Origin of the sequence: Hydrogenophaga sp. (assembly GCF_035481345.1) — a bacterium.
Lineage (GTDB): Bacteria > Pseudomonadota > Gammaproteobacteria > Burkholderiales > Burkholderiaceae_C > Hydrogenophaga.
Map to the genome: position 1 here is coordinate 38,936 of NZ_DATIGV010000064.1, position 21,806 is coordinate 60,741.

At 70.1% G+C, this 21,806-nt stretch carries 15 protein-coding genes; 13 read left to right on the forward strand and 2 right to left on the reverse strand.

Translation table 11 applies throughout. From position 1 onward, the window contains the following. Positions 1-51 precede the first annotated feature (51 nt). The gene (locus VLG41_RS06840) at positions 52-456 is read left to right on the forward strand and encodes a SirB2 family protein (RefSeq protein ID WP_325348640.1); all 405 of its coding nucleotides are present in this window, start codon (positions 52-54) and stop codon (positions 454-456) included. 29 nt (positions 457-485) lie between these two features. On the opposite strand, the gene VLG41_RS06845 is transcribed toward VLG41_RS06840, so the two are convergent. Continuing rightward, on the reverse strand, positions 486-1,790 hold the full coding sequence (locus VLG41_RS06845; protein WP_325348641.1) for an NnrS family protein: 1,305 nt from the start codon (positions 1,788-1,790) through the stop codon (positions 486-488). 205 nt (positions 1,791-1,995) lie between these two features. On the opposite strand from VLG41_RS06845, the gene VLG41_RS06850 reads away from it, so the two are divergent. After that, a complete protein-coding gene (locus VLG41_RS06850; RefSeq protein WP_325348642.1) occupies positions 1,996-3,903 on the forward strand; it encodes a type IV pili methyl-accepting chemotaxis transducer N-terminal domain-containing protein in 1,908 nt (635 codons plus the stop codon). After that, on the forward strand, positions 3,900-4,628 hold the full coding sequence (locus VLG41_RS06855; RefSeq protein ID WP_325348643.1) for a response regulator transcription factor: 729 nt from the start codon (positions 3,900-3,902) through the stop codon (positions 4,626-4,628). The genes VLG41_RS06850 and VLG41_RS06855 overlap by 4 nt, the downstream gene beginning before the upstream one ends. A gap of 33 nt (positions 4,629-4,661) precedes the next feature. On the opposite strand, the gene VLG41_RS06860 is transcribed toward VLG41_RS06855, so the two are convergent. Beyond that, on the reverse strand, positions 4,662-5,216 hold the full coding sequence (locus VLG41_RS06860; protein ID WP_325348644.1) for a hemerythrin domain-containing protein: 555 nt from the start codon (positions 5,214-5,216) through the stop codon (positions 4,662-4,664). A 164-nt stretch (positions 5,217-5,380) separates the two neighbouring features. Between VLG41_RS06860 and VLG41_RS06865 the strand changes: the two genes are divergently transcribed. The 10 genes from VLG41_RS06865 to VLG41_RS06910 all read left to right on the forward strand — a co-directional run bounded on the left by VLG41_RS06865 (position 5,381) and on the right by VLG41_RS06910 (position 21,676). Beyond that, positions 5,381-6,649: a nitrate/nitrite transporter gene (locus VLG41_RS06865; protein ID WP_325348645.1), complete on the forward strand. Its 1,269-nt coding sequence runs from the start codon at positions 5,381-5,383 to the stop codon at positions 6,647-6,649. A 6-nt stretch (positions 6,650-6,655) separates the two neighbouring features. Continuing rightward, positions 6,656-8,314 (forward strand): MFS transporter, encoded by a 1,659-nt coding sequence (locus VLG41_RS06870; RefSeq protein ID WP_325348646.1) that lies wholly within the window; start codon positions 6,656-6,658, stop codon positions 8,312-8,314. A 29-nt stretch (positions 8,315-8,343) separates the two neighbouring features. Continuing rightward, positions 8,344-12,159 (forward strand): nitrate reductase subunit alpha, encoded by a 3,816-nt coding sequence (locus tag VLG41_RS06875; RefSeq protein ID WP_325348647.1) that lies wholly within the window; start codon positions 8,344-8,346, stop codon positions 12,157-12,159. A gap of 76 nt (positions 12,160-12,235) precedes the next feature. Next, positions 12,236-13,768, forward strand: coding sequence for a nitrate reductase subunit beta (narH, locus tag VLG41_RS06880; RefSeq protein ID WP_325348648.1), 1,533 nt, complete (start codon positions 12,236-12,238; stop codon positions 13,766-13,768). Position 13,769: 1 nt separating this feature from the next. Next, a complete protein-coding gene (gene narJ / locus VLG41_RS06885) occupies positions 13,770-14,462 on the forward strand; it encodes a nitrate reductase molybdenum cofactor assembly chaperone (protein WP_325348649.1) in 693 nt (230 codons plus the stop codon). Then, positions 14,459-15,166: a respiratory nitrate reductase subunit gamma gene (gene narI, locus VLG41_RS06890; RefSeq protein ID WP_325348650.1), complete on the forward strand. Its 708-nt coding sequence runs from the start codon at positions 14,459-14,461 to the stop codon at positions 15,164-15,166. Before narJ ends, narI begins: the two co-directional genes overlap by 4 nt. 3 nt (positions 15,167-15,169) lie before the next feature. Next, on the forward strand, positions 15,170-16,048 hold the full coding sequence (locus tag VLG41_RS06895) for a peptidylprolyl isomerase (protein WP_325348651.1): 879 nt from the start codon (positions 15,170-15,172) through the stop codon (positions 16,046-16,048). Then, positions 16,045-16,740 (forward strand): carbonic anhydrase, encoded by a 696-nt coding sequence (locus VLG41_RS06900; protein WP_325348652.1) that lies wholly within the window; start codon positions 16,045-16,047, stop codon positions 16,738-16,740. Before VLG41_RS06895 ends, VLG41_RS06900 begins: the two co-directional genes overlap by 4 nt. A gap of 36 nt (positions 16,741-16,776) precedes the next feature. Next, entirely contained in the window at positions 16,777-20,358 is a 3,582-nt protein-coding gene (locus tag VLG41_RS06905; protein ID WP_325348653.1) for an LAGLIDADG family homing endonuclease, read from the forward strand. Positions 20,359-20,383: 25 nt separating this feature from the next. Beyond that, positions 20,384-21,676, forward strand: coding sequence for an FAD-binding oxidoreductase (locus VLG41_RS06910; protein WP_325348654.1), 1,293 nt, complete (start codon positions 20,384-20,386; stop codon positions 21,674-21,676). Positions 21,677-21,806: the final 130 nt, after the last annotated feature.

Consider the following 21,806-nt stretch of genomic DNA (forward strand, 5'->3'; position numbering starts at 1 on the left):
AGCGGCTGCCCATTCTTGAGCGCGGCGGCCTTTGCCGCCGACAATCCTGCCATGTCGTTGGACCTCGCCTCAAGCTATTTCCTGCTGCGCACCGCGCACATCGCCCTGGTCATCGCCAGCGTTTCGCTGTTCGCCGCGCGTGGCCTGGGGGCGTTGGCCGGTGGTCAATGGCCTTTGCGCGCCCCCTGGCGCCGCCTCAGCATGGGCATCGACACCCTGTTGCTGCTGGCCGGTGTCGCGCTGTGGGTGCTCATGCACCACAGCCCGCTGCGCGAGCCCTGGCTGCTGGTCAAGCTCCTGCTGCTGCCTGTCTACGTGGTGCTGGGCGCCCTGGCGCTGCGGCGCGCGCCCACGCGCGGCCTGCGCGCCGCGTGCCTGATCGCTGCGCTGGCGGTGGTCGCCCTGATGGCGGTCAGCGCGCGCACGCGCCTGCCCCTGGGCCTGCCGATCGCGTGAGGCCACCGGCGCCTGCGGGCGCCGGCTTGTCAGCCCGGCTTGCCATCGGGTCGGGCTCGCCCATACCAGTCCAGCAGGCGCAGCCCCCAGGGGCCCACCGCCAGCAACCACAGCCCGGCGGTGGTGGCGGTCAGCGCGCCCACCCATTGCGGCGGCGCCACCGCCGCGGCGATGCGCAGCAGCGTGGCCGCCTGCAGCAGCAGGAAAGCCCACCAGGACAGGCGATCGGCCAGGAGCGGTCGCCCGCCGTGGCCACAGGACACGCGCGTGACCATCGCCAGCATGAGAGAGCCCAGGAATCCCATGGTGGTGGCGTGCAGCGCGGCCAGCGGCGTCAGCGGTGTGCCGCTGACCCACCCCCAGACCTGCCCGATGCCGTCGATCGACAGCCCCAGCCCCAGCCAGACGAAGCCCAGATGCAGCATGGCCAGCAGGCGGATCGACAGGCTCTGCACCAGGCCCCACACGAAGGCCAGCCACAGCAGCACGAAGCCGGCCACCAGCAGGGCAAAACCCTCGAAGGCGCTCCAGGCGGTGGCGTCCAACCCGGCCCGTGTGAGCCAGGGCCCCAGGGCCTTCAGCGCCACCGTGGCCACCAGCACGTACAGCACCCACATCGGCCGCCACAGCCGCAACAGCGGCAGGGCGCTGGACGTGAAGAAGGGCACCATGCGGTGCACCACCGTGACGTACACCAGCGCCACGAAGCCCCACAGCGCGGTGTACAGCCAGCGTCGCGCAGCGTCGGGATCGTCGCTCACCACGCCCGCCGCCAGTCCCAGCAGCGTGAGCGTGCCGATGGTCCAGCCGAGCGCGATCAGCCGGGCATGCACCGTGTCCTCGGCCGGGCTGGCGCGCAGCAGCCGCAGGAAGCGCGCACCGGCCAGACCCTGGCCCGCTGCCGCCAGCAACAAGCCCGCCACCGCCAGCCCGGCCGACAGGTGAACGCCCAGCAGCCACAGCGGCCAGGCCAGGGCCTGCAGCGCCACCGAAGGCAGCACCGCGCGCGCCTCGGGGCCCGGCATGCCCAGCCACCTGGGGCCGGCCGTGAACAGGAAGCCGGTGAAAAACAGGGGCATGAAGCCGTGCACCATCAGCACGCCGTGCCCCAGGCTGGGCGACACCGCCAGCGGCCCCGATGGCAGCCAGCCCAGCCGGGCCAGTTGCACCCACAGCCACCACAGGGCGCCAAGCACCAGCACCATGGTGGCGCCGGCGAAGGCAAGCCGGTGCGGCGCGCGCAACAGGTGGGCCGGGTGCCAGCGCTCGGCACCGCGCCCCCCTTGGGGTGGAGGGGCGGTGGCCAGTGAAATGGGGTGGGGAATCTGCGCCATGGCGGTACGTTGAGGAGGCGCGCCACGCGGAGCGGCGCATGGCGCCACTGTGCGCGCGGCCGCACCGCCGCGCCATCCTTCGGTGGAAGGTGCCTGGCGCGCGCCATCCTCCGGAAGAACGATGGGCCCGCAACGGCCGCGCCCGTCCGCATGGACAGCGCAGGCACGGGGGCGCGACAATCCCTGCGCACTTCCGCTGTCACCCATGTTCCCTGCGACCCGAGCCTGGCCTCGCCAGCTCTCCACCAAGTTCGTGCTCATCGGCCTGGCGCTGCTGCTGCTGGCGCTGCTGTCGATCGGCATGACGATGTGGGTCACGCGCCAGCTCGAGGGTGGCGCCGCCGCGGTGAACGAGGCCGGGCGTCTGCGCATGCAATCCTGGCGGCTGGCCAGTGCCTGGCAAGGCGGGCGCGAACCCGCCCGCATCCAGGCGCTCGTGGCCGAGGTCGACAGCACGCTCGCGCTGCTGGCCGAGGGTGATCCGCAGCGCCCGCTGGCGGTGCCATGGAGCGAAGCCAGCCGCGAGCGCTTCGCCGACATTCGGGGTCGCTGGGACGCGCTGCGGCCCGTGTGGACCGAGCGCGGCGGGTCCACGCTCGACGCCACCGCACTCACGGCGCGTGTCGACGCGCTGGTCGAGCCCATCGACGCCCTGGTGCGCGCGATGGAATCCACCATGTGGCGCTACACGGCCGTGCTCAACCTGTTCCAGTTCGTCATGATGGCCATGGCGGTGGCGGCGGCGGTGGTCTCGCTGTATGTGGGCCAGTTGCTGGTGATCCAGCCGCTCAAGCGCCTGCGCGCGGGCCTGCGCCAGATCGAAGGGGGCGACTTCACCGCGCGCGTGGAGCTGGAGTCGCACCAGGAATTCGCCGAACTCGCGGCGGGCTTCAACCACATGGCGCAAACCCTGCAAGGCCTCTACCACGGCCTGGAGCGACAGGTGCAGGCCAAAACGCGCGACCTCGAAGGCAAGCGCGCGCGCCTGGCCGCCCTGTATGCGGTGAGTTCGCTCATTGTCGAGGCGCGCACGCTCGACGAACTGGCACGCGGCTTTGCGCGCAAGCTGCGCGCCGTCAGCGGCGCCGATGCGGTGGCCATCCGCTGGAGCGACGAAGGCACGCGCCGCTACTTCATGCTCGCCAGCGATTGCCTGCCCGAGCAACTGGTGGAAGACGAGCGCTGCCTGGAGGCGGGCCTGTGCGCCTGCGGCCAACCGGCGGCCACCGCCCGCACGCGCGTGATCCCCATCGCCACCGCCGAGGACCGGCGCCTGAGCGGTTGCGCGCAGGCGGGCTATGTCTCGCTGATCGGCGTCCCCATCCGCCACCAGGACCAACTGCTCGGCGAATTGAACCTCTTCTACCGGCACGAGGCCTTGCTTGGCGAAGACGACCGCGGTCTCTACGACGCCCTGGCCGGTCACCTGGCCAACGCGGCCGAGAACCTGCGCGCGCAGGCCCTGCTGCGCGAAGCGGCCGTGAGCGACGAGCGCGGCCTGCTGGCGCGCGAGCTGCACGACTCCATCGCGCAGTCGCTGTCCTTCCTGAAGATCCAGGTGGCGTTGCTCAAGGCCGCCGTCGAACGCGGCGACCGGGCCGCGGTGCCGGCCATCATCGAGGAGATCGAGGCTGGCGTGCGCGAGAGCACCGGCGACGTGCGCGAACTGCTGGTGCACTTTCGCACCCGCACGCCCAGCGACGACATCGAGGACGCGCTGCGCACCACGCTGCGCAAGTTCGAGCTGCAGAGTGGACTGAGCGCGCGCCTGGACGTGCAAGGCCATGGCGTTCCGCTGCCGTCCGACGCGCAGTTGCAGGTGCTGCACGTCGTGCAGGAGGCGCTGTCGAACGTGCGCAAGCACGCCGACGCGAGCGAGGTGTCGGTGGACGTCCGGCGTGGGCCGCATTGGCAATTCACGGTACGCGACAACGGTCGGGGCTTTGCCACCGACGGCGCGCGCGACACCGACACCCACGTGGGCCTGCACATCATGCGCGAGCGCGCCCAGCGCATCGGCGCGAGTGTGCAGGTCCTCTCCCGTCCCGGCGGCGGCACCGAGGTCTCGCTCGACGTACCGGCACCCGCGGCCGAGGCGCAGGGCGCCACATGACCGAAGCGTCCTCGGTCCGCCTGCTCGTGGTCGACGACCACCACCTGTTCCGCCGCGGGCTGATCGCCCTGCTCGCGCAGGACGCCGGCGTCTCGGTGGTTGGCGAGGCCGGCGACGCCACGGCCGCCGTCAACCTGGCCGAGCGGCTGCAGCCCGACCTCGTGCTGCTCGACAACCACATGCCTGGCGTCGCCGGCATCGACGCCATCGCGGCGATCAAGGCCGCCGCGCCCGCCACGCGCGTGCTCATGCTCACCGTGAGCGAGAACGAGGCCGACCTCGCCCGTGGCCTGCGCGCGGGCGCCGACGGCTACCTGCTCAAGACCATCGACACCGCCGACCTCGCGGCCTCGATCCGGCGCGTGGTCGACGGCGACTCGGTCATCAGTCCCGAGATGATGGGCAAGCTGGTGGCCCTGCTGCGCGGCGATGCGGCCGCCGAGGCGGCGGGCGATGCGCCAGCCGCCCGGTCATCGGCGCCGCCGCCGCCCGGGCGGGCAAGGCCAGAACCGCCTCCGTCCGATCCGATCCACTCCTTGTCGCCGCGTGAGCGCGAAATCCTGCGCCTGATCGCGCGCGGCGACAGCAACAAACACATCGCCCGCGCGCTCGACATCGCCGAAACCACGGTGAAGATCCATGTGCAGCACATCCTGCGCAAGCTCGACCTGAGCAACCGCGTGCACGCCGCCGTCTACGCCACCGAGCGCGGGCTGCTGGCCTGAGCAGGCCCGGCGAACCTTACCGCCGGCCGCGCTTCAGGGCCGTTCGATGCCCCGCCGCTCGCGCATCGCGGCGCCGACCCGAGCGAGCGCGGCATCGCCGAGCAGCCGGGAAGCCAGGGGCAACAGCTCGCCTTCCTCGCGCTCGATGTGCTTGGCGTAGGCATTCGCGAATGCCTCGACCGTGTCGTCCGACAGCGCCGCGCCATCGCCGTCGCGCACACGCTCCAGTTGCGCCTCCAGCCGCCGCCACAGCGCCTCCAGCGCGCGGTGGTCCTCGACCAGTGAGCGCGTGAGCCGGCGCACGGCCGTGTGGCCGGCTTCGCCGGCCGCGTCCAGCAAGGCGGGAAAGAGATCCGCCTCCTCGTCGGCGTGGTGGTGCGGCGCGGCCTGTCGGAAGTAGCGCAAGACGGCCTCGGCCGCTTCCACCGCCGCGCGGTTCGCTCCCTGTTGCGGCAGGTGCGCGCGCAGCCGCCGCAGGGTGTCGCACTGCGCCTGAACGCGCCCGTGGCAGGCCGACAGCATTTCCAGCGGTGCCTCGGTGGTGGCGGTGTCCCGGGCCTGGCCGGGCAGGGCGATGCGCAAAACCATGTCGCATGGTAGGCCCGGGTGCTTGAACCGGGTGTTGCCGGGGCATACGCCGTCCGGAGGATGCCGCCCCTACTTCCTTCGCCGCGCGGCGCTCGCCCGTGCGAAGGATGGTCGCTGGGCCGGCGAAAAAGCACAGTCGTCGCCATGGTCAATGGAGCGCCTACATGAGCGACGACACCGTCAAAACCCGCCAGGCCTGGTCCGTGCTGATCGTCAGCACCTGGTCCTTCACCGTGTGCTTCATGGTCTGGATGATGTTCGGCGTGATCGGCATTCCGATCCGCCAGATGCTGGACCTCAACGCCACGCAGTTCGGCCTGCTCACCGCCACGCCGGTGCTCACGGGCTCGCTGGTGCGTGTGCCGCTGGGCATCTGGACCGACCGCTACGGCGGGCGCATCGTCATGACCTTGCTGATGGCGGCCACGGTGCCCGCGATCTGGCTCATGGCCTACGCCACGCAGTTCTGGCACTTCCTGGTCATCGGTCTGTTCGTCGGCCTGGCCGGCGGCTCTTTCTCGGTCGGCACGCCCTACGTGGCGCGCTGGTTTCCCAAGCACCGCCAGGGCATGGCCATGGGCGTGTACGGTGCCGGCAACAGCGGCTCGGCGGTCAACAAGTTCGTGGCGCCGGTGATCCTGGTGGCCTTCGGCTGGCAGATGGTGCCGCAGGTGTACGCCGCCATCATGGCCGGCACCGTGCTGCTGTTCTGGCTGTTCAGCCACAGCGACCCGGCGCACCTCGTGCCCAGCCAGGTCGGTTTCGCGCAGCAGCTCAAGGCCTTGAAAGACCCGAAGGTGCTCAAGTACTGCCAGTACTACAGCATCGTCTTCGGCGGTTACGTGGCACTGGCGCTGTGGATGGTGCAGTACTACATCGGCGAGTACGGGCTCGACATCCGCGTGGCCGCGCTGCTGGCGGCCTGCTTCTCGCTGCCGGGTGGCGTGCTGCGCGCCGTGGGCGGCGTGCTCAGCGACAGGTACGGCGCGCACAAGGTCACCTGGTGGGTGCTGTGGGTGAGCTGGGTCTGCCTGTTCCTGCTGAGCTACCCGCAGACGGAATTCACCATCGCCACCGTCAAGGGCCCGCAGACCTTCCACATCGGCCTCAACGTCTACGCCTTCACCGCGCTGATGTTCGTGCTCGGCATCGCCTGGGCCTTCGGCAAGGCCAGCGTCTTCAAGTACATCGCCGACGACTACCCCGGGAACATCGGCGCCATCAGCGGCATCGTCGGCCTGGCCGGCGGCCTCGGTGGTTTCGTTTTGCCCATCCTCTTCGGCGTGCTGGTCGACCTCACCGGCATCCGCTCCAGCGCCTTCATGCTGCTCTACGGCGTCGTCTGGGTCTCGCTCATCTGGATGTACTGGACCGAGGTGCGCCAGACCGAGGTGCTGGGCAGCCACGCCAAACCCTTCTCACTCCAAGGCTGAACCGCCATGAACACCCCGCACGCACCGGGCGCCTCGTTCGAGCACCGCCTCGCCACGCGCCCCGACATCGACGACTGGCGCCCCGAGGACGAACAGTTCTGGGAACGCACCGGCAAGCGCATCGCCTACCGCAACCTCTGGATCTCGATCCCCGCGCTGCTGTGCGGCTTCGCGGTCTGGGGCATGTGGGGAATCATCACCGTGCAGATGCTCAACCTGGGCTTCCCGTTCACGCAGGCCGAGCTGTTCACGCTCACCGCCATCGCGGGCATCTCGGGTGCCACCATGCGCATCCCGGCCTCGTTCTTCGTGCGCCTGGCCGGTGGCCGCAACACCATCTTCCTCACCACCTCCATGCTGCTGGCGCCAGCCATCGGCACCGGCATCGCCCTGCAGCACCCCGAGTGGCCGCTGTGGGTGTTCCAGCTCATGGCCCTGTGGTCGGGCGTGGGCGGCGGCAACTTCGCCTCCAGCATGTCCAACATCAGCACCTTCTTCCCGAAGCGGCTGCAGGGCACGGCGCTGGGCCTCAACGCCGGCCTGGGCAACTTCGGCGTCACCACCATGCAGATCGTCATTCCGCTGGTGATGACGGTGGGCATCTTCGGCAGCTTCGGTGGTGAACCCATGCTGCTGCAAAAGGACAGCGGCTGGATCTTCGGCAAGATCGCCGCGGGCACGCCCACCTGGATCCAGAACGCCGGCTTCGCCTGGCTGCTATCGCTGGTGCCGCTGAGCGCCGTGTGCTGGTTCGGCATGAACAACCTGCGCACCGTCTCGCCCGACGCGGGCCACCCGCTGGTGGCCTACGCGAAGATCACCTACCTCTACACGCTGGCCTTCGTGCCGGCCATCGCCATCCTCTACCTCTACCTGCCCGCGCCCACCGGGCTGGGGCTGCTCAACATCTGGGTGGCGGTGCTGCTGGACATCGCGATGGCCCTGCTGGTGATGCGCCTGGCCGCCTTCGGCCCCATGAAGGAGGGCGTGGCCAAACAGTTCGGCATCTTCCGCAACAAGCACACCTGGTCGCTCACCGCGCTCTACATCGTCACCTTCGGCTCCTTCATCGGGTTCTCGATGGTGCTGCCCCTGGCCATCACGGTGATCTTCGGCTTCCAGCACGTCGCCGACGCGCAGGGCGTGATGCAGCACACCCTGAAGAACCCGAACGCGCCGTCCGCGCTCACCTACGCCTGGATCGGGCCCTTCGTGGGCGCGGCGGTGCGGCCCGTGGGCGGATGGATCTCGGACAAGGTGGGCGGCTCGATCGTCACCCAGGTCATCTCGGCCTTGATGGTGCTGGCCTCGGTGGCGGTGGGCTACGTGATGATGCAGGCCTACGGCTCGGCCACGCCCGAGCGCTACTTCACCGCCTTCCTCGGCCTGTTCGTGGTGATCTTCATCGCCAGCGGCATCGGCAACGGCTCCACCTTCCGCACCATCGGCGTCATCTTCGACCGCCAGCAGGCCGGCCCCGTGCTCGGCTGGACCTCGGCCGTGGCGGCCTACGGCGCCTTCGTCGCGCCGGTCGTCATCGGCGCACAGATCAAGGCCGGCACGCCGCAGCTCGCGATGTACGGCTTCGCCGCCTTCTACGCCGCCTGCCTCGTCCTCAACTGGTGGTTCTACCTGCGCAAGAGCGCCGAGATCCGCAATCCCTGAACACGCCCGTCACACACCCGGAGTTCCGCATGAGCCATTTCCTCGACCGCCTGATGCACTTCAAGCTGCCGCGCGAGTCCTTCGCCGACGGGCACGGCCAGGTCACCGCCGAAGACCGCACCTGGGAAGACGCCTACCGCAACCGCTGGGCGCACGACAAGATCGTGCGCAGCACCCACGGCGTGAACTGCACGGGCAGCTGCTCGTGGAAGATCTACGTCAAGGGCGGCATCGTCACCTGGGAAACCCAGCAGACCGACTACCCGCGCACGCGCTGGGACATGCCCAACCACGAGCCGCGCGGCTGCGCGCGCGGCGCCTCGTATTCCTGGTACCTGTACAGCGCCAACCGCGTCAAGTACCCCATGGTGCGCGCGCGCCTGCTGCAGCGCTGGCGCGCCGCGCTCGCCGTGGCCAAGGACCCGGTGGCCGCCTGGGCCAGCATCGTGGAGAACGCCGACGCCCGCCGCGACTACCAGCAGGTGCGCGGCATGGGTGGCTTCGTGCGCAGCACCTGGGACGAGGTCAACCAGCTCATCGCCGCGGCCAACGTCTACACCATCAAGCAGCACGGGCCGGACCGCATCATCGGCTTCTCGCCCATCCCGGCCATGAGCATGGTCAGCTACGCCGCCGGCTCGCGCTACCTCTCGCTCATCGGTGGCGTGTGCATGAGCTTCTACGACTGGTACTGCGACCTGCCGCCGGCCAGCCCCCAGATCTGGGGCGAGCAGACCGACGTGCCCGAATCGGCCGACTGGTACAACAGCTCGTACATCATCGCCTGGGGCTCCAACGTCCCGCAGACGCGCACGCCCGATGCGCACTTCTTCACCGAGGTCCGCTACAAGGGCACCAAGACGGTGGCCGTCACGCCCGACTACTCCGAGGTCGCCAAGCTGTCCGACCTCTGGCTGCACCCCAAGCAAGGCACGGACGCCGCGCTGGCCATGGCCATGGGCCATGTGGTGCTCAAGCGCTTCTACTTCCCCGAGGCGGGCCAACGATCGGCCTATTTCGACGACTACGCGCGCCGCTACACCGACCTGCCCATGCTGGTGCTGCTGAAGGAGCAGACCCTGCCCGACGGCCGCGTGGTGCAGGTGCCCGACCGCTACCTGCGCGCCAGCGACTTCAACGGCCGCCTGGGCCAGAAGAACAACCCCGAGTGGAAGACCGTGGCCTTCGACGCCGATGGCCGCGCCGTGCTGCCGAACGGATCCATCGGTTTTCGCTGGGGCCCCGAGGGCCGCGAGGACGCCGGCCGCTGGAACCTGGAGAACAAGGAGGCGCGCCACGGTGGCGAGGTGCGGCTCAAGCTCTCGGTGCTGGAGGACGGCGAGCAGGCGCACGAGGTGGTGGACGTGGGCTTCCCCTACTTCGGCGGCCAGGCCTCGCCGCACTTCACCGCCAACGCAGGCACCGGCGAGGTGAACCACGCGCGCGTGCCCGCCGTTCGCCTGCGCCTGGGAAAAGCCGGTGAAGAGCGGCACGCCCTGGTGGCCACCGTGTTCGACCTGCAGGTCGCGCAGTACGGCATCGACCGCGGCCTGGGCAGCGGCGCGGCCTCGTTCGACGACGATGCGCCCTACACCCCCGCCTGGCAGGAGCGCATCACCGGCGTGCCCCGCGACCAGGTCATCACCGTGGCCACCCAGTTCGCCGACAACGCCGACAAGACCCGCGGCAAGTCCATGGTGATCATCGGCGCGGCCATGAACCACTGGTACCACGCCGACATGAACTACCGCGGCGTGATCAACCTGCTGATGATGTGCGGCTGCATCGGCCAGAGCGGGGGTGGCTGGGCGCATTACGTGGGCCAGGAGAAGCTGCGCCCGCAGACCGGCTGGACCGCGCTGGCCTTCGCGCTCGACTGGATCCGCCCGCCGCGCCAGCAGAACAGCACCAGCTTCTTCTACGCCCACACCGACCAATGGCGCTACGAGAAACTCGGCCTCGAGGAGATCGTGAGCCCGCTGGCCGACAAGGCCGCCTGGGGCGGCAGCATGATCGACTACAACGTGCGCGCCGAACGCATGGGCTGGCTGCCCAGCGCGCCGCAGCTGCGCACCAACCCGCTGCAGGTGGTGAAGGACGCCACCGCCGCTGGCATGGACCCGAAGGACTACGTGGTCAAGGCGCTCAAGGACGGCACGCTGGAGATGAGCTGCGAGGACCCGGACGCGCCGCAGAACTGGCCGCGCAACCTGTTCGTGTGGCGCTCCAACCTGCTGGGCTCCAGCGGCAAGGGCCACGAGTACTTCTGCCGCCACCTGCTGGGCACGCAGCACGGCGTGCAGGGCGCGGATCTGGGCCCGGACGACGCCAAGCCCACCGAGGTGCGCTGGCACGACGAGGCGCCCGAGGGCAAGCTCGACCTGCTGGTGACGCTCGACTTCCGCATGAGCACCACCTGCCTGTACAGCGACATCGTGCTGCCCACCGCGAGCTGGTACGAGAAGAACGACCTCAACACCAGCGACATGCACCCCTTCATCCATCCGCTCTCCGCCGCGGTGGACCCGGTGTGGCAGAGCCGCAGCGACTGGGAGATCTACAAGGGTTTCGCCAAGGCCTTCAGCGAGGTCTGCGTGGGCCACCTGGGCGTCGAGAAAGAGGTCGTGCTCACGCCGCTGATGCACGACAGCCCGGCCGAACTGGCCCAGCCCTTCGAGGTGAAGGAATGGAAGAAGGGCCAGTGCGAGCTGATCCCGGGCAAGACCGCGCCGCAGATCGCGGTGGTCGAGCGCGATTACCCCAACGTCTTCAAGCGCTTCACCGCCCTGGGCCCGCTCATGAACAAGGTGGGCAACGGTGGCAAGGGCATCGCGTGGACCACCGATCTGGAGGTGACCCAGCTCGGCCAGCTCAACGGCAGCACCGAAGAGCCCGGCCCCACGCAGGGCATGCCGCGCATCGTCAGCGACATCGACGCCTGCGAGGTGATCCTGCAGCTGGCGCCGGAGACCAACGGCCACGTCGCCGTGAAGGCCTGGGAAGCGCTGGGCAAGGCCACGGGCCGCGACCACAAGCACCTGGCCCTGTACCGCGAGGACGAGAAGATCCGCTTCCGCGACATCCAGGCGCAGCCGCGCAAGATCATCAGTTCGCCCACCTGGAGCGGCATCGAGAGCGAGACCGTCTCCTACAACGCCGGCTACACCAACGTGCATGAGCTGATCCCCTGGCGCACCCTCACCGGGCGCCAGCAGTTCTACCAGGACCATCCCTGGATGATCGCCTTCGGCGAGGGCTTCAGCAGCTACCGGCCGCCGGTGGACCTGAAGACCACGGGCGAGGTGCAGGGCCGCAAGCCCAACGGCCACACCGAGATCGTGCTGAACTTCATCACGCCGCACCAGAAGTGGGGCATCCACAGCACGTACAGCGACAACCTCATCATGCTCACGCTCAACCGCGGGGGCACGGTGATCTGGCTCAGCGAGACCGACGCGAAACGCGCCGGCATCGAAGACAACGACTGGGTGGAGCTGTTCAACGTGAACGGCGCGGTGGCCGCGCGCGCGGTGGTGAGCCAGCGCGTGAACCCCGGCATGGTGCTCATGTACCACTCGCAGGAAAAGATCATCAACACGCCGGGCTCCGAGATCACCGGCGTGCGCGGCGGCATCCACAACTCGGTCACGCGCATCGTGCTCAAGCCGACGCACATGATCGGCGGCTACGCACAGCTCAGCTACGGCTTCAACTACTACGGAACCATCGGCACCAACCGCGACGAGTTCGTGGTGGTGCGAAAGATGCGCAAGGTCGACTGGCTCGACACCCCGCGCGACGACCACCTGGCAGCTGCCTACCAGGCACAAGGAGAAAATCCATGAACCCCCACGCTCACATTCGTTCGCTGCCCCCCGGGGGGGCGCTTGCCTCCCTTGGGGCGGCCCGGCGGGAGGCACCATGAAAGTTCGCGCACAGATCGGCATGGTCCTCAACCTGGACAAGTGCATCGGCTGCCACACCTGCTCGGTCACCTGCAAGAACGTGTGGACCACGCGGCCCGGCGTCGAGTACGCCTGGTTCAACAACGTCGAGAGCAAGCCCGGCATCGGCTACCCCAAGGAATGGGAGAACCAGGACCGCTGGAAGGGCGGCTGGGTGCGCCGCGCCGACGGCGGCATCGAGCCGCGCCAAGGCGGCCGGTGGTCGCTGCTGATGAAGATCTTCGCCAACCCGAACCTGCCGCAGATCGACGACTACTACGAGCCCTTCACCTTCGACTACGACCACCTGCAGTCCGCGCCCGAGATGCGGCACGCGCCCACCGCGCGGCCGCGCTCGCTCATCACCGGCCAGCGCATGGAGAAGATCGAGTGGGGCCCGAACTGGGAGGAAATCCTCGGCGGCGAATTCGCCAAGCGCAGCAAGGACGCCAACTTCGACGGCTTCCTCGACGCGCAGAAGGCCATGGTGGGGGAGTTCGAGAACACTTTCATGATGTACCTGCCGCGCCTGTGCGAGCACTGCCTCAACCCGGCCTGCGTGGCGTCCTGCCCCTCGGGCTCCATCTACAAGCGCGAGGAAGACGGCATCGTCCTGATCGACCAGGACAAGTGCCGCGGCTGGCGCATGTGCGTGAGCGGCTGCCCCTACAAGAAGATCTACTACAACTGGAAGAGCGGCAAGGCCGAGAAGTGCACCTTCTGCTACCCGCGCATCGAGGCCGGCCAGCCCACCGTGTGCAGCGAGACCTGTGTCGGTCGCATCCGCTACCTGGGCGTGCTGCTCTACGACGCCGACCGCATCGCCGAGGCCGCCAGCACCGAGCAGGAGATCGACCTCTACCGCTCGCAGCTGGACATCTTCCTCGACCCGAACGACCCGGCCGTGATCGCGCAGGCGCGCGCCGACGGCATTCCCGAGGCCTGGCTGGAGGCGGCGCGCCACAGCCCGGTCTACAAAATGGCCGTCGATTGGCAGGTGGCCCTGCCGCTGCACCCCGAGTACCGCACGCTGCCCATGGTCTGGTACGTGCCGCCGCTGTCGCCCATCACCGCCGCGGCCAACGCCGGCAACGTGGGCATCAACGGCGAGATACCGGACATCTCGCAACTGCGCATTCCCCTCAAGTACCTGGCCAACCTGCTCACCGCGGGCGACACGCAGCCCGTGGCCCGTGCCCTGGAGCGCATGCTGGCCATGCGCGCGTACCAGCGCAGCAAGCACGTGGACGGCGTGCTCAACCAGAGCGTGCTCGACCAGGTGGGCCTCACGGCGTCGGAGGTGGAGGCGATGTACCGCGTGATGGCCATCGCCAACTACGAGGACCGCTTCGTCGTCCCCAGCACGCACCGCGAGTACGCCGAGAACGCGTTCAACGTCAAGGGCGGTTGCGGCTTCAGCTTCGGCAATGGTTGCAGCGAGGGCGTCACCGACACCAGCCTGTTCGGCAGCGAGAAGCGCCGGACGATTCCCATCCAGGCGGAGATCTGACATGAAGAACCCCTTCGCTGCGGAACGCCCCGCTTCGCACACCCTGCGGGTGCTGGCCCGGCTGCTGAGCTACCCCGACGCGGTGCTGCGAGAACACGCCGCCGACATGGCCCGCGTGCTGGCCGCGGAGGGCGCGTTGTCGCCCGCGCGCGCCGGTGAACTGGGCCAACTGCTCCTGCGCCTGGCGCGCCGCCCCGCGCTGGCCGTGGAGGCCGAGTTCGTCGAGCTGTTCGATCGCGGGCGCAGCACCTCGCTGCACCTGTTCGAGCACGTGCACGGCGACTCGCGTGAACGGGGCCCGGCCATGATCGACCTCGTGCGCACCTACGAGCAGGCCGGCCTGCTGCTGCGCGAGGACGAACTGCCCGATCACCTCGGTGTGCTGCTCGAATACGCGTCCACGCAGCCGCCGGCCCAGGCCCGCGCGCTGCTGGCCGAGACGGCCCACATCCTGCGTGCCATCTTCAGCGCCCTGCTCCAGAAGGGCAGCCCCTACGCCAGCGTGTTGGCCGCCGTGCTCGAACTCGCCGGCGAGCGCGCCGAGGCCGTTGCCGTGGCCGAGGACGAGCCACTCGACGAGAGCTGGGAAGAGCCCGCCGTCTTCGGCGGTTGCTCCACCGCGGGCCAGTCGCGTCCAGCGCCGCCGCAGCCCGTGCGCATCGTTCGTTCCGCTTCTTCGGGAGCCCAGCCATGAACACCTTGCACAACTTCCTGTTCAACGTCTATCCCTACGTCTGCCTCTCGGTGTTCCTGATGGGCAGCCTGGCGCGCTTCGACCGCGACCAGTACACGTGGAAGAGCGACTCCTCGCAGATGCTGCGCGCCGGCCAGCTGCGCTGGGGCAGCAACCTCTTTCACGCGGGCATCCTGTTCTTGTTCTTCGGGCACGCCGTGGGGCTGCTCACGCCGCACTGGGTGTACGACCCCTTCATTTCACCCGCGAACAAGCAGATGCTTGCCGTGGTGGCCGGTGGTGTGGCCGGCCTGGTGTGCTTCGTGGGCCTCACCCTGCTGCTGCACCGGCGCATCTTCGATCCGCGCATCCGCCTCACCAGCCACCGCACGGACCTGTTCATCCTGGTCATCCTGTGGGTGCAGTTGATGTTGGGCCTGGTCACGCTGCCGTACTCCATCTCCCACAGCGATGGCGCGACCATGCTGGCGTTGTCGCACTGGGCGCAGAGCGTGGTCACCTTCCGCCCCGACGCCAGCGTGCTGGTGGACATGGCCTGGCCCTTCAAGGTGCACCTGGTGTTGGGCATGACGATCTTCCTGCTGTTCCCCTTCTCGCGCCTGGTGCACGTGTGGAGCGGCTTCGCCACGCTGGCCTACGTGCTGCGCCCCTACCAGGTGGTGCGCAGCCGCCGCCTGGGCCTTCACACCCGCGAGGAGCGCTGAGCCATGACCGCACATGAACCCCAGGCCGGCGGTTGCGGCAGCGGCCACTGCGGCTGCGCCTCGAATGCCAGTGCCCAGGCCGAGACCCTGCCCGCGTCCGAGCGGCCGGGCGCCGAGGCGCCCCGCGTCAATGGCGTGCGCCTGAGCGGCCCCGGCGAACGCCTGACGCCCGAGGAACTGCTGGAGCGCGCCCACACCGAGCTGCTGCGCCAGGCCGCGGTGCGCCAGGGCCGCCTGCCGGCGCTGGACGTGGACGTCGCGCCGCCATTGAATGCGAGCGAGCGCGCCGCCATCGAAGCCATGCTGGACGAGGAGGTGCGCGTGCCCACGCCCGACGCCGAGGCCTGTCGCCGCCACTACGAGGCGAACCGCCCGCGTTACGTCGTGGGCCAGGCGCGCCACGTCCGCCACATCCTGTTCGCCGTCACCCCGGGTGTGGACGTGCACCGCCTGGCGCAGCGCGCCGAGGCGGCGCTGCTCGAACTCACGCGCCAGGACGCGGGGCCCGGTCGCTTCGAGCAACTGGCGCAGACCCTGTCCAACTGCCCGAGCGGCGCGCGCGGCGGTGACCTGGGCTGGATCGCGCCCGAGGACTGCGCGCCCGAACTCGCCAACGAACTCTTCCACTTGCGCGACAGCGCCTGGGGCATGGGCGTGCACCCGCGTCTGGTGCACTCGCGCCACGGCCTGCACATCGTCGAGGTGCTGGGCCGGCGCAACGGCACCCTGCCAGCCTTCGAGGCCATCGCAGAGCGCATCGCCGACGAGCTGGCACTGCAGGCGCGCGCCATCGCCTGGCGCCAGTACATGCAGATCCTGGTGGGCGAGGCCGAGCTGCGCGGCATCGCGCTCGACGGCGCGGGCTCGCCGCTGGTGCAATGAACCCGGGGCCGCTGGCCGGTGGCGACGAGCTGCTCACGCGCCTGCGCGATTTCCACGCCGACTATTTCCCGCGCCACCAGCAGCGCTTCCAGGACCTGGTGGCCAACGGGCAACACCCGCGCACGCTGTTCATCGGCTGCTCGGACTCGCGCCTCGTGCCCTACCTGCTGACCGGGGCCGGACCGGGCGAGCTGTTCATCGTGCGCAACGTGGGCGCGCTCATCCCGCCCTACGACGGTTCGCGCGGCTGGCACGGCACCATGGCGGCGATCGAGTTTGCGGTGCTGAGCCTGCAGGTCGAGCGCATCGTCGTCTGCGGCCACAGCCACTGCGGCGCGGTGCGCGCCGCCTACGAGGGCGTGCCCGACGAGGCGCGGGCGCTGCGCGTCTGGCTGGAGCTGGTGCAAGAGGCCCTGCTGCCGGTGCGGCCATCGCCCGAGGCCCAGTGGCGCACCGAGCAGCGCAGCGTGGTGCTGCAACTGCAGCGGCTCATGGACTACCCGATGGTGCGCCGCGCCGTGGAAGCGGGTACCCTGTCGCTGCACGGCTGGCACTACGTGATCGAGGACGGCGAGGTGCACGTCTTCGACGCTGCCGCGGGTGGCTTCGTGGCGGCGTCACAGGCCAGCAGCAGCGGCACCGGTCCCTACCCGCCGTACGTGGAACACGACGGACAGATCATCGACGATTGACCGGGCGCGGCCACGCGCCCCGAGGACACCGAGACCATGAACCGAGAACCCACCGCGCGCGACCTCCTGCCCGAGCTGGACCCCCAGCCGATCAGTGAGGAGGTGTTGCGCGAGAAATACCTCAAAGACGGCGAAACCACGCGCGAGCAGCTCTTCGCGCGCGTGGCACGCGCCCTGGCCAGCGTGGAGGCGCCGGACCGCCGCGCCGAATTCGAACCCCGCTTCCTGGCGCTGCTGCGCCAGGGCGGCATCGGCGCCGGGCGCATCATGAGCGCGGCCGGCACCGAGCTGCAGGCCACGCTCATCAACTGCTTCGTGCAGCCGGTGGGCGACTCCATCCAGGGCCGCGACGAGGCCGGCTACCCCGGCATCTACGAGGCCCTGCGCGAGGCCGCCGAAACCATGCGCCGCGGCGGCGGCGTGGGCTACGACTTCTCGCGCATCCGACCGCGCGGCGCGCGCGTGAAGGTCACGGCCTCCGTCGCGTCGGGGCCGTGCAGCTACATCAACGTGTTCGACCAGTCCTGCGCCACGGTGGAGAGCGCGGGCGCGCGGCGCGGCGCGCAGATGGGCGTGCTGCGCATCGACCACCCCGACGTGCGCGAGTTCATCACCGCCAAGCGCACGCCCGGGCGCTGGAACAACTTCAACGTCTCCGTGGCCGTGCCCGACGCCTTCATGGACGCGGTGCTGGCCGATGGCCCCTGGGAGCTGGTGCACACGGCGCAGCCGGGGCCGGAGCAGATGGCGCGCGGCGCGCACCAGCGCGCCGACGGCCGCTGGGTCTACGAGACGGTGCGCGCGCGCGATCTGTGGGACGTGATCATGCAGTCCGCCTACGACTTCGCCGAGCCGGGCATCCTGTTCATCGACGCCATCGGGCGCGACAACAACCTGCGCGCGATCGAAAGCATCGAGGCCACGAATCCTTGCGTGACGGCCGATACCTGGGTCATGACCGAGGAGGGGCCGCGCACCGTGCAGGACCTCATCGGGCGTCGGTTTCACGCGGTCGTGGACGGCCTCAGCTACGCGGTGCGCAGCGAGGGATTCTTCGACACCGGCCGCAAACCCGTGTGGCGCCTGAGCACGCGCGAAGGCCACGCCTTGCGCCTGACCGCCGACCACCGGGTGCGCCGCGTGGCACGCAGGACGCGTTACAGCATGGAGCTGGATTGGACCGAGGCCGCCCGGCTGCGGCCGGGTGACGAAATCGTGCTCAACAACCACCGCGCCTTGCAGGGGTGGGCCGGCACAGGTACCCGCGAAGAGGGGTACCTGCTCGGCCTGCTGATCGGTGACGGCACGCTCAAGGCCGACAAGGCCACGCTGTCGGTCTGGGCGCCCGAGTTGCGCGTCGTCGGGCAGGACACCGTGGCCTTCGCCGCGTCGGGTGCGGCCGGCATCGTGGCAGCCGCCGAGGCCGCCGCCGCCACGCTCACGCACCGAGCCGATTTCCGCGGCTTCCAGCGCCCGATCGCCGGCAGGGGCGAGGCGCGCCTGAGCAGCGCGGCGCTGCGCGATCTGGCGTTCTCACTGGGCATGGCACCGGGCCGAAAGGGCATCACGCCGGCGATGGAGCAGCGGTCCTCCGATTTCTGCGAAGGCTTGCTCGGTGGCCTGTTCGATGCCGACGGCAGCGTGCAAGGCGCTCGGGACAAGGACGTGAGCGTTCGCCTGTCGCAAAGCGACGAGGCGCTGCTGCGAACCGTGCAGCGCATGTTGCTGCGCCTGGGCATCGCGTCGACGCTCTACCGCGAACGCCGGTCCGCCGGTTCGCGCCGCCTGCCCGATGGCCGTGGCGGCGCGGCCGACTATCAGACGCTCGCCTCGCACGAGCTGGTGATCTGCAAAGACAACCTGCAGTTGTTCGCCGAACGCATCGGCTTCCAGGACAGCGACAAGGCGGCCCGGCTGGAACAGGCGCTGGGCGACTACCGCCGCACCCCCAACCGCGAGCGCTTCCTTGCCACCGTCGAATCGCTGCAGCCCGAGGGCGAAGAGACGGTCTACGACGTGACGGTGGACGACGTGCACGCATTCGATGCCAACGGCCTCGTGGTGCACAACTGCGGCGAGCAACCCCTCCCTCCTTACGGCTGCTGCGACCTCGGACCCATCATCCTCACGCGCTTCGTGCGCCACCCCTTTGGCGTGGGCGGCGACGCCGCCTTCGACTTCGAGGCCTTCGAGCGCACCGTGGCCCTGCAGGTGCGCGCGCTCGACAACGTGCTCGACCTGACCTACTGGCCGCTGCCCGAGCAGCGCGCCGAGGCGCAGGCCAAGCGCCGCATCGGCGTCGGCTTCACCGGCCTGGGCGACGCGCTCATCTTGTTGAAGCTGCGCTACGACAGCGAGGCCGGCGTGGCCATGGCCGCGCGCATCGCCGAGCGCCTGCGCGACTCGGCCTACCGCGCCTCGGTCGAGCTCGCCAAGGAGAAGGGCGCCTTCCCGAAGCTGGACGTCGAGAGCTACCTCGCCGACGGCACCTTCGCCAGCCGCCTGCCGGCCGACATTCAGCAGGCCATCCGCGCGCACGGCATCCGCAACAGCCACCTGCTGTCCATCGCGCCCACCGGCACGGTGAGCCTGGCCTTTGCCGACAACGCGTCCAACGGCATCGAGCCCGCGTTCTCCTGGACGTACACGCGCAAGAAGCGCGAGGCCGATGGCAGCACGCGCGAGCACGAGGTGAGCGACCACGCCTGGCGCCTGTGGCGCGCGCTCGGTGGCGACGTGCAGCAGTTGCCGCCGTACTTCGTCTCCGCGCTGGAGATGGGCGTGGACGGCCACCTGGGCATGATGGCCGCGGTGCAGCCCTTCATCGACACCTCGATTTCCAAGACGGTGAACGTGCCCGCGAGCTACCCGTTCGAGGACTTCAAGGACCTGTACCTCAAGGCCTGGCGCGGCGGCCTGAAGGGCCTGGCCACCTACCGGCCCAACGACATCCTGGGCGCGGTGCTGTCGGTGCCGGGCGCCGCCGTGGCCGAGGAGCCTGCCGCGCCCCCGCCCGGCGACCCGATGCGCAGCGTGATCGAGCAGCGCCCGCTGGGCGCGCTGGACGCGGTGGCCGAGAAGATCGAGTACTGGACGCAGGAAGGCCACCACACCACCTACATCGTGGTGTCCTTCCTGCCCGTGCCGGCGTCCGACGGGCAGGGCGGCACGCAGTCGCGCGCCATCGAGTTCTTCATGCCCGTGGGCCAGCGCGCCGAGTCGCAGCAGTGGATCACCGCCAGCATGCGCCTGCTGTCGCTGGCCGCGCGCGGCGGCTTCCTGGCGCGCGCGCTGCGCGACATGCGCAAGGTCGCCTGGGACCGCGGCCCCGTGCGCCTGGGCACACGCACGCGTGAAGACGGTGCCGTCATTCCGATGTGGCACGACTCCGAGGTCGCGGCGCTCGCCTTCGCGGTGCAGAACATCCTGGAGCGCCGCCAGGGCGTGACGGGCGCGGTGTCCATCGCCACGCCGGCCGCCGCGCCGTCGGCCGTCGCCTTGTCGGTGCCGGGCCAGATGGCCGGCCGCAAGTGCCCCGAGTGCGGCGCGCACGCCATGATCCGCAAGGATGGCTGCGACCACTGCACGGCCTGCGGCTACGTCGGGTCTTGCGGCTGATGATGTGCACGCGCCGGCGCGCCGCATGACGGGCGATCCACAGTCCCACGGCCTGTGGGCCGCCTCCGCCCCGCCCGCGCCAGAGGCGCCGCCGCTGCAGGGCCACCACGTGGTCGACGTGGCCATCGTCGGCGCGGGCTACACCGGCCTGTCGGCCGCGCTGCACCTGGCAGAAGGCGGAGCTTCCGCGCTGGTGCTGGAGTCCATGGACATCGGCTTCGGCGGCTCTGGCCGCAACGTGGGCCTGGTCAATGCGGGCCTGTGGGTCATGCCCGCCGCGCTGCCCGAGCGGCTGGGCCCGGTGCACGGCCCGCGCCTGCTGCAGCGCCTGGGCGATGGGCCCTCAATGGTGTTCGATCTGATCGAACGCCACGGCATCGACTGCGAAGCGGTGCGCCAGGGCACGCTGCACTGCGCCGTGGGCGCCTCGGGGTTTCGCGGACTTGGCGAGCGCGCGCGGCAATGGCAAGCGCTTGGCGCGCCGGTGGAATTGATGGACGCTTCCGCCGCCGCGCGGCTGACCGGCACCACCGCCTACAGCGGCGCCTTGCTCGACCGCCGCGCGGGCACCTTGCAGCCTCTGGCCTACGCGCGCGGCCTGGCGCGTGCCGCGCAAGCGGCCGGTGCGGCGCTGCACGCGCAGTCCCCGGTGGTGGCCGCGCAAGACGCAGGCACGCACTGGCGGCTCAGCACCGCGCAGGGCGCCACGGTGGACGCGCGCTGGGTGCTGGTGGGCACCAACGCCTACAGCGCGTCCGGCGGCCCCTGGCCGAGGCTCGACGAGGAACTGGTGCGCTTCCCCTACTTCAACCTCGCCACGCGGCCCTTGAGCGATCGCGAGCGCGCCACCATCCTGCCGCAGCGCCAGGGCGCCTGGGACACGGCCCTGGTGCTGTCCTCGTTCCGGCTCGACGCGGCGGGCCGCCTGGTGTTCGGCAGCGTGGGCGCGCTGCGCGGCGCGGGCCGCGCCATCCACCGCGACTGGGGCCGGCGCGCCCTCGCGCGGCTGTTCCCATCGCTGCGCGGCATCGACTTCGACCACGGGTGGTACGGCCACATCGGCATGACCTGCGACGCCTTGCCGCGCCTGCACCGCCTGGCGCGCAACACCTGGTCCTTCAGCGGCTACAACGGGCGCGGCATCGCGCCGGGCACGGTGTTCGGCCGCGAGTTCGCGCAACTGGTGCTGGGGCGGTGCGGCGAGTCCGACCTGGCGCTGCCGGTGACGCCGCCGCGCGCCGCGCCGCTGCGCGCGGCGCGCGAGGCCGGCTACGAATGGGGGGCGCGCGCGGTGCACCTCACGCACGCGCGCTGGTGAACGTGCACGCATCGGGTGCGTGATCGCCGCAAGGGTGCGGGCAGAAACTGAGCTTATGCGCGCATAAGAAATTTGCGCTTCAGTCGATCGGCCTCGCCGCCCACAATGGGCCGCACTTCAACGAGGCCGC

Bases quoted from the DNA above. Each gene is read 5' to 3' on its own strand.
- VLG41_RS06840 (WP_325348640.1), top strand. From the start codon at position 52: ATGTCGTTGGACCTCGCCTCAAGCTATTTCCTGCTGCGCACCGCGCAC.
- VLG41_RS06845 (WP_325348641.1), bottom strand. From the start codon at position 1,790: ATGGCGCAGATTCCCCACCCCATTTCACTGGCCACCGCCCCTCCACCC.
- VLG41_RS06850 (WP_325348642.1), top strand. From the start codon at position 1,996: ATGTTCCCTGCGACCCGAGCCTGGCCTCGCCAGCTCTCCACCAAGTTC.
- VLG41_RS06855 (WP_325348643.1), top strand. From the start codon at position 3,900: ATGACCGAAGCGTCCTCGGTCCGCCTGCTCGTGGTCGACGACCACCAC.
- VLG41_RS06860 (WP_325348644.1), bottom strand. From the start codon at position 5,216: ATGGTTTTGCGCATCGCCCTGCCCGGCCAGGCCCGGGACACCGCCACC.
- VLG41_RS06865 (WP_325348645.1), top strand. From the start codon at position 5,381: ATGAGCGACGACACCGTCAAAACCCGCCAGGCCTGGTCCGTGCTGATC.
- VLG41_RS06870 (WP_325348646.1), top strand. From the start codon at position 6,656: ATGAACACCCCGCACGCACCGGGCGCCTCGTTCGAGCACCGCCTCGCC.
- VLG41_RS06875 (WP_325348647.1), top strand. From the start codon at position 8,344: ATGAGCCATTTCCTCGACCGCCTGATGCACTTCAAGCTGCCGCGCGAG.
- narH (WP_325348648.1), top strand. From the start codon at position 12,236: ATGAAAGTTCGCGCACAGATCGGCATGGTCCTCAACCTGGACAAGTGC.
- narJ (WP_325348649.1), top strand. From the start codon at position 13,770: ATGAAGAACCCCTTCGCTGCGGAACGCCCCGCTTCGCACACCCTGCGG.
- narI (WP_325348650.1), top strand. From the start codon at position 14,459: ATGAACACCTTGCACAACTTCCTGTTCAACGTCTATCCCTACGTCTGC.
- VLG41_RS06895 (WP_325348651.1), top strand. From the start codon at position 15,170: ATGACCGCACATGAACCCCAGGCCGGCGGTTGCGGCAGCGGCCACTGC.
- VLG41_RS06900 (WP_325348652.1), top strand. From the start codon at position 16,045: ATGAACCCGGGGCCGCTGGCCGGTGGCGACGAGCTGCTCACGCGCCTG.
- VLG41_RS06905 (WP_325348653.1), top strand. From the start codon at position 16,777: ATGAACCGAGAACCCACCGCGCGCGACCTCCTGCCCGAGCTGGACCCC.
- VLG41_RS06910 (WP_325348654.1), top strand. From the start codon at position 20,384: ATGACGGGCGATCCACAGTCCCACGGCCTGTGGGCCGCCTCCGCCCCG.